The organism is Dietzia maris (assembly GCF_014144855.1).
Lineage (GTDB): Bacteria > Actinomycetota > Actinomycetes > Mycobacteriales > Mycobacteriaceae > Dietzia > Dietzia kunjamensis.
Genome location: NZ_JAALDN010000044.1, coordinates 1 through 6,118 on the forward strand (window position 1 = coordinate 1; position 6,118 = coordinate 6,118).

6 protein-coding genes and 1 pseudogene are annotated in these 6,118 nt (G+C 69.1%); 4 read left to right on the plus strand and 3 right to left on the minus strand.

Annotated features, from left to right (window positions below; translation table 11 throughout):
- Together G6024_RS01680 and G6024_RS01685 are read right to left on the minus strand one after the other, a co-directional pair.
- A pseudogene (locus G6024_RS01680) lies at positions 1-460 on the minus strand (adenosine deaminase); the annotation flags it as partial.
- Positions 457-1,926 (minus strand): alanine/glycine:cation symporter family protein, encoded by a 1,470-nt coding sequence (locus G6024_RS01685; protein ID WP_067715503.1) that lies wholly within the window; start codon positions 1,924-1,926, stop codon positions 457-459. The pseudogene G6024_RS01680 and the gene G6024_RS01685, both read right to left, overlap by 4 nt.
- A 55-nt stretch (positions 1,927-1,981) precedes the next feature.
- Here G6024_RS01685 and G6024_RS01690 point away from each other — a divergent pair, with 55 nt between their 5' ends.
- Positions 1,982-2,872: a patatin-like phospholipase family protein gene (locus G6024_RS01690; RefSeq protein WP_227022125.1), complete on the plus strand. Its 891-nt coding sequence runs from the start codon at positions 1,982-1,984 to the stop codon at positions 2,870-2,872.
- A gap of 57 nt (positions 2,873-2,929) precedes the next feature.
- On the opposite strand, the gene G6024_RS01695 is transcribed toward G6024_RS01690, so the two are convergent.
- Positions 2,930-3,079, minus strand: a complete 150-nt coding sequence (locus G6024_RS01695) for a hypothetical protein (protein WP_172812132.1) — start codon at positions 3,077-3,079, stop codon at positions 2,930-2,932.
- Between the two features lie 237 nt (positions 3,080-3,316).
- Here G6024_RS01695 and G6024_RS01700 point away from each other — a divergent pair, with 237 nt between their 5' ends.
- From G6024_RS01700 to G6024_RS01710, 3 genes are all read left to right on the plus strand, one after another.
- Positions 3,317-3,496 (plus strand): hypothetical protein, encoded by a 180-nt coding sequence (locus G6024_RS01700; protein WP_143337720.1) that lies wholly within the window; start codon positions 3,317-3,319, stop codon positions 3,494-3,496.
- A 92-nt stretch (positions 3,497-3,588) separates the two neighbouring features.
- Positions 3,589-5,283, plus strand: coding sequence for a nitrite/sulfite reductase (locus tag G6024_RS01705; protein WP_119192699.1), 1,695 nt, complete (start codon positions 3,589-3,591; stop codon positions 5,281-5,283).
- The gene (locus tag G6024_RS01710; RefSeq protein ID WP_159147727.1) at positions 5,280-6,062 is read left to right on the plus strand and encodes a phosphoadenylyl-sulfate reductase; all 783 of its coding nucleotides are present in this window, start codon (positions 5,280-5,282) and stop codon (positions 6,060-6,062) included. Before G6024_RS01705 ends, G6024_RS01710 begins: the two co-directional genes overlap by 4 nt.
- The last annotated feature ends 56 nt before the right edge of the window (positions 6,063-6,118 follow it).

Below are 6,118 nucleotides of genomic sequence, written 5' to 3' on the forward strand. Positions count from 1 at the left end.
CGAACCGCGCGGCCAGCCGGGCGGCCTCCAGTGCGTGCTCGCGGCCGGCGCCGCGGTCGATGCTCACGATGGACCCGGTCCACACGCCGTGACGGCGCCCGGCGTCGGACGCGGCCGGGAGGATGAACTCGAGCGCCTCCTCCGCGGAGCCGAACGCCACCGCCTTCTCGGGGATCGACGCGAACTCCAGCGCCACCACACCCTGCGCGGCGGCGTCGGCGACCACCTCGTCCAGTAGCCGTCCGACCCGCTCCGGGGTGTGGAGCAGATCGATGAGCAGGCCGTACGCGCCGAGGAACGCGGTGAAGTCCGCATACTCCACGAGGGGCGGCACCTCGATGCCGTCCTCCGCGCACCACTGCCTCAGGGTGGCCTCTCGCATCGCTGCCTCGAGGTGCACGTGCAGGTGCGCCTTGGGTAGCGCGGTGAAGCGGTCGCGGGCGCTCGTGCGGGGGGTCATTTCTCGGCCTTGACCTCGCGGGCATCGTCGGCGACGTGCTGGTGGGTCATGGGGTCGGTGCCGTCCCACGAGGAGACGTTCCGCGCCTTGGGAAGGTCGTCGCGGTGGAACACCGGGTTGTGGCCCTTGGCCCGCTGCTGCAGGTAGTGCTGGAGGAGCGCCACCGCGAGACCGCCGAGCGGGATGATCGCGATGAGGTTGATGGTGGCCATGACGCCCATGAACAGGTCGGCGAGGTTCCAGATGAGGTCGACCGAGCCCAGGCTGCCACCGAGGACGGCGAGCACCACGAGGATGCGGAAGGTACGCAGTGCGGCGGGGTTGCCGCGCAGGAAGGTGATGTTGGCCTCGCCGTAGTACGAGTTGCCCAGGATGGAGGAGAACGCGAGGAAGAAGATGACGACCATGAGGAAGGGGACGCCCCAGTCGCCGACCGAGGCGGCCAGCGAGTCCTGGGTGAGCGTGATGCCCTCGCGGTCACCGCCGAACTCCGGGTTGGTCAGCAGGATGATGAAGGCGGTGGCCGAACACACGATGATGGTGTCGAAGTAGACGCCGAGCGCCTGGACGAGGCCCTGCTTGACGGGGTGGGAGACCGATGCGGTGGCGGCGGCGTTGGGCACCGAGCCCATGCCGGCCTCGTTGGAGAACAGTCCGCGGCGCATGCCCTGCATGATGGCCGCGCCGACCGCGGCGCCGGCGACCTCGCGGAGCCCGAGCGCGTGGCCGACGATGAGGGAGATCATCCCCGGGACCTCGGTGATGTTGAGGGCGACGACGACGAGGGCGACGACGATGTATGCCACGGCCATCACGGGGACCAGGATCTCGGTGACCGCGGACAACCGGCGGACGCCACCGAAGATTACGGCGCCCACGAGGAGGGCGAGGGCGATGCCGATGATCAGGCCCGGGGTGAAGCCCTCGAGGGAGAACTGGTTGCGGACGGACTGCGCGATCGAGTTGGCCTGGACGGCGTTGAACACGAACCCGTAGGTGACGGTGATGATCACGGCGAAGGCGATGGCCAGCGGCTTCCAGCCCAGCCCGTCGCGGATGTAATAGGCGGGCCCGCCCACGTAGGAGTCCTTGCCCTTGACCTTGTACAGCTGCGCCAGGGTGGACTCGACGAACGCGGTGGCGCCGCCGATGATGGCGAGGAGCCACATCCAGAACACCGCGCCCGGCCCGCCGACCGTGATCGCGATCGCGACGCCGGCGACGTTCCCGGTACCCACGCGGGAGGCGGCGGAGATGGTGAAGGCCCGGAAGGCGGAGATGCCCTTCTTGTCCTCCTCGATGTCCGACGGCTTCTCGAAGATCGCCCTGATCATCTCCGGGAACATCCGGATCTGGACGATGAGGGTGGTGACGGAGAAGTAGAGACCGGCGACGACGAGTAGCGCGATCACCGCGTACCAGTAGACGTCGTTGATGGACACGATGAAGTCGGTGACAGCGCTCACACGGTGACGGTATCGGATCACGGCCGCGGAGGCGATCCGACCTACCCTGGGAGTCGTGACCGACTTCGCACCGACCGCCCCGGACGTCGCCCTGCTCTTCGAGGGCGGCGGTATGCGGGCGGTGCACACCGCCGGAGTCGTGGAGACGTTGATCGAGGCGGGCATCCACACCGGGTTGGTCGCGGGGATCTCGGCGGGTGCCTCCCACCTGGCGAACTACGTGTCACGCGACGCGGTCCGGGCCCGCAAGAGTTTCGTGGAGATGGCGGCGGACCCGAACTTCGGCGACTGGCGAAGCTTCGCCCGCGGCAAGGGTCTGTTCAACGCCGAGTACATCTACGAGCAGGCCGGACTGCCGGACGAGGTGCTCCCGTACGACTTCGAGACGTTCGACGCCAGCGGTACCGAGGCGCGGATCGGGACGTTCCGCTGCTCCGACGGAGAGACCGTCTTCTGGGGCGAGGACGACATCACGTCGATGAGCGACCTCATGAGGATGGTCCGGTCGTCGTCGACGATGCCGGTGTGGATGCCGCCCGTGCTCATCGACGGCGAGTACTACGTCGACGGGGCGCTGGGCCACGACGGCGGGATCCCGCTGTCGGCGGCTCGCGACGCGGGGTACGACAAGTTCCTGGTGGTGCTCACCCAGCCGCACGGGTATCGGAAGATCCCGCCACGGCGGCTGACGCCGTTCTACCGCTCCTACTTCCGCCGGTTCCCGGCGGTGGGGGAGGCGCTGATGCACCGCTGGGCCCTCTACAACGAGACCCTCGACGAGATCGAGGCGTTGGAGGAGTCGGGCGAAGCACTGGTCTTCCGCCCGCACCGGGTGATGATCCGCAGCTACGAGCGGCGCGTCGACCGTCTCGCCGAGGCGTATGTCCTCGGGCGGGAGCAGGCCAGGCGTGAGGTCGACACCTGGCTCGACTTCTGCGGGATGTAAAGCTTCCGAAATCGCGACACGCCCCGGTGGCGGACCACCGGGGCGTGTCGAATCAGATCAGGAGCCGAACAGCTCCGCGCCACCACTGAGGGTGCCGAGTACGTAGGCCGGGAGGCGCAGCAGGCCGTCGATGGCCGCCGAACCGAACGGCGCGGGGATGAGCTCGGCCGAGCCCGCTGCAAGTCCTGCCCAGAAATCAGAGAACATGGTGTGTCCTTTCGATGTGGTACCCACCAGCTGTGGGCTATGTCTCAGACAGTACGGTCGGTCGCGGGGCCGACGCCACCGCCGAATCGTGAACTTTCCGCTCCTTAACTAATTGCCTAACCGTTATGCTGCACGGTTCCCACTTTATGAGGAAATGCCTAGGCTGACGGCGGGGCGTCTGGGGTGCGGATCCACCACAGGGATGGGTCGTCAGATCAGCTCCGGAAGGAGTGCATCATGGGAAGTCTCGTAGAGCTCGCCGGGTCGTCGATGGCGGCGGCCGGCAGTCTCGTACAGGAGTCCGGCTCGACCCTCGTGGATTCGGCGACGTTCCTCCCGTTCCACATCGTCCAGATCCTCTGGGGGACCCTGTTCGGCATCGCCGGGGATCTCGGCTCGACCTTGCCGGGGGCCTGACCTCGACGTCACCTGAGTGACGACGGGCGGGCGGGGGTCGGTTAGGTCACCCTGGATAGACAGACCAGTCTGTTCTGACTATTGTCGCGGGCATGACCGATACTGCAGCCGCCCCCCGCCCTGCTCGTCCCGCGCGGGCGCCCAAGCCGCAGGGGCAGTGGAAGATCGACGGCAAGCTGACGCTGAACCACAACGAGGAGTTCAAGCTCACCGACGACGCGCTCAACGTGCGCCAGCGGATCCTGGACACGTACTCCAAGGAGGGCTTCGGCTCGATCCCGTCGGACGACCTCTCCGGCCGTATGCGCTGGTGGGGCCTGTACACCCAGCGTAGGCAGGGCCTCGACGGCTCCCGCACCTCCAAGCTGGAGGCCGACGAGCTGCAGGACGAGTACTTCATGATGCGCGTCCGTACCGACGGGGGCGCGGTCACCACCGACCAGCTGCGCGTGCTCGCGGGGATCTCGACCGACTTCGCCCGCGGCACCGCCGACATCTCCGACCGGCAGAACATCCAGTACCACTGGATCGCGATCGAGGACGTCCCCACCGTCTGGCAGCGGCTCGAGGACGTGGGGATCGACACCGTCGAGGCCTGCGGCGACTGCCCGCGCGTCATCCTCGGCAGCCCGGTGGCGGGCGTCGCCGAGAACGAGATCCTCGACCCCACCCCGGTGATCGCCGAGATCAAGGCCAAGTACATCGGCACCCCCGAGTTCTCGAACCTGCCGCGCAAGTTCAAGTCCGCCATCACCGGCCACCCGAGCCTGGACGTGGTCCACGAGATCAACGACATCTCGCTGGTGGGCGTCGAGCATCCCGAGCTCGGTCCCGGTTACGACCTGTGGGTGGGGGGCGGCCTGTCCACGAACCCGCAGCTCGCGACCCGCATCGGCGTGTTCGTCCGCCAGGAGGAGGCCGCCGAGGTCTGGGCCGCCGTCGTGGGCATCTTCCGCGACTACGGCTACCGCCGCATGCGCACGCGCGCCCGGCTCAAGTTCCTCATCAAGGACTGGGGCGCCGAGAAGTTCCGTCAGGTCATGCAGGACGAGTACCTGGGCCGCGAGCTGCCGGACGGCCCGGCACCCCGCCGCGGTGTCGGCTCGGGTGACCACGTGGGCGTCTTCGAGCAGAAGGACGGCCGCTACTACGTGGGCGCCGCTCCGACCGTCGGCCGCGTGGGCGGCGAGAAACTGGCGCAGGTCGCCGACCTCGCCGAGGCCGCGGGATCCAAGCGCGTCCGCTTCACCCCGCACCAGAAGCTGCTCGTGCTGGACGTCGAGCCGGACAAGGTCGACCAGCTGGTCGACGGACTGGCCGAGATCGGCATGTACGCCCGCCCGAGCTCGTTCCGCCGCGCCACCATGGCGTGCACCGGCATCGAGTTCTGCAAGCTCGCCTTTGTCGACACCAAGGACACGGCGACCGCGCTGGTCGACGAGCTGGAGCGGCGCTTCGCCGACGACGCGCCCCTGCGCACGCCGCTGTCGATCCACCTCAACGGCTGCCCCAACAGCTGCGCCCGGATCCAGACCGCCGACATCGGACTCAAGGGCCAGCTGCTCGACGGTGACACCCCCGGATTCCAGGTCCACCTGGGCGGCGGGCTGGCCTCCCAGGACCAGGAGTCGGGTGGGCTCGGGCGCACGGTCCGCGGCCTCCGCGTGCCGTCGGCGGAGCTGCCCAACTACGTCGAGCGCGTGATCCGCAAGTACATGGACACCGGTGCCGGCGGCGAGACCTTCGCCGAGTGGGCGCACCGGGTGGACGAGGAGGCCCTCGTATGACGGCTGTAGCTCTGGACCTGCTGCCCCGCAGCACGGTCCTCACCCCCGGCCCCGGTCGGAAGCGCACCGCCGCCGAGCTCAAGGCGATCGCCGAGGAGGCCGGCCGTCGCTTCGACGACCGCGGCCTCTACGGGAACCACTCCGAGATCGACCCCGCCGAGGTCCTGGCGTGGGCGGGCGAGACCTTCGGTGACGCGCTCGCGGTGGCCTGCTCCATGGCCAACACGGTCGTGCCGGAGATGACCGCACCCCACGCCCCCGGCGTGGACGTGCTGTTCCTCGACACGAGCTACCACTTCTCCGAGACCGTCGGCGTCCGCGACGCGCTCGCGGCCACTCCCGGCCTCAACGTGGTGGACGTCCGCAGCCCGGCGACCCGCGAAGAGCACGAGGCCGCCCTCGGACCGCGCCCCTTCGAGACCGACCCCGAGCTGTGCTGCCGCCTGCGCAAGGTGGAGCCGCTGGACGCCGCCCTGTCCGGCTACGAGGCCTGGATCACCGGCCTGCGCCGCGTGGACACCGACCACCGGGCCGGCGCGGCCATGGTCGAGTGGGACGAGAAGCACTCCATGGTCAAGATCAACCCGCTGGTCGCGTGGACCCTCGAGCGTGTCCACGACTACGCGGCCGAGCACGGCTGCCTGCTCAACCCGCTGCTCGACGACGGCTACCCGTCGATCGGCTGCGAGCCGTGCACCCGCCGCGTCGAGGCCGGAGCGGATCCCCGCTCGGGCCGCTGGGCGGGATCGTCCAAGACCGAGTGCGGCATCCACCTGTGACCAGCGCGCTCTCGGCGCCGCCCGCCGGCCCGGCACCGACGCCGGCGCTGGACGGG

Coding starts and splice junctions, on each gene's coding strand:
- G6024_RS01695 (WP_172812132.1), bottom strand. CDS start 3,079: ATGTTCTCTGATTTCTGGGCAGGACTTGCAGCGGGCTCGGCCGAGCTC.
- G6024_RS01700 (WP_143337720.1), top strand. CDS start 3,317: ATGGGAAGTCTCGTAGAGCTCGCCGGGTCGTCGATGGCGGCGGCCGGC.
- G6024_RS01705 (WP_119192699.1), top strand. CDS start 3,589: ATGACCGATACTGCAGCCGCCCCCCGCCCTGCTCGTCCCGCGCGGGCG.
- G6024_RS01710 (WP_159147727.1), top strand. CDS start 5,280: ATGACGGCTGTAGCTCTGGACCTGCTGCCCCGCAGCACGGTCCTCACC.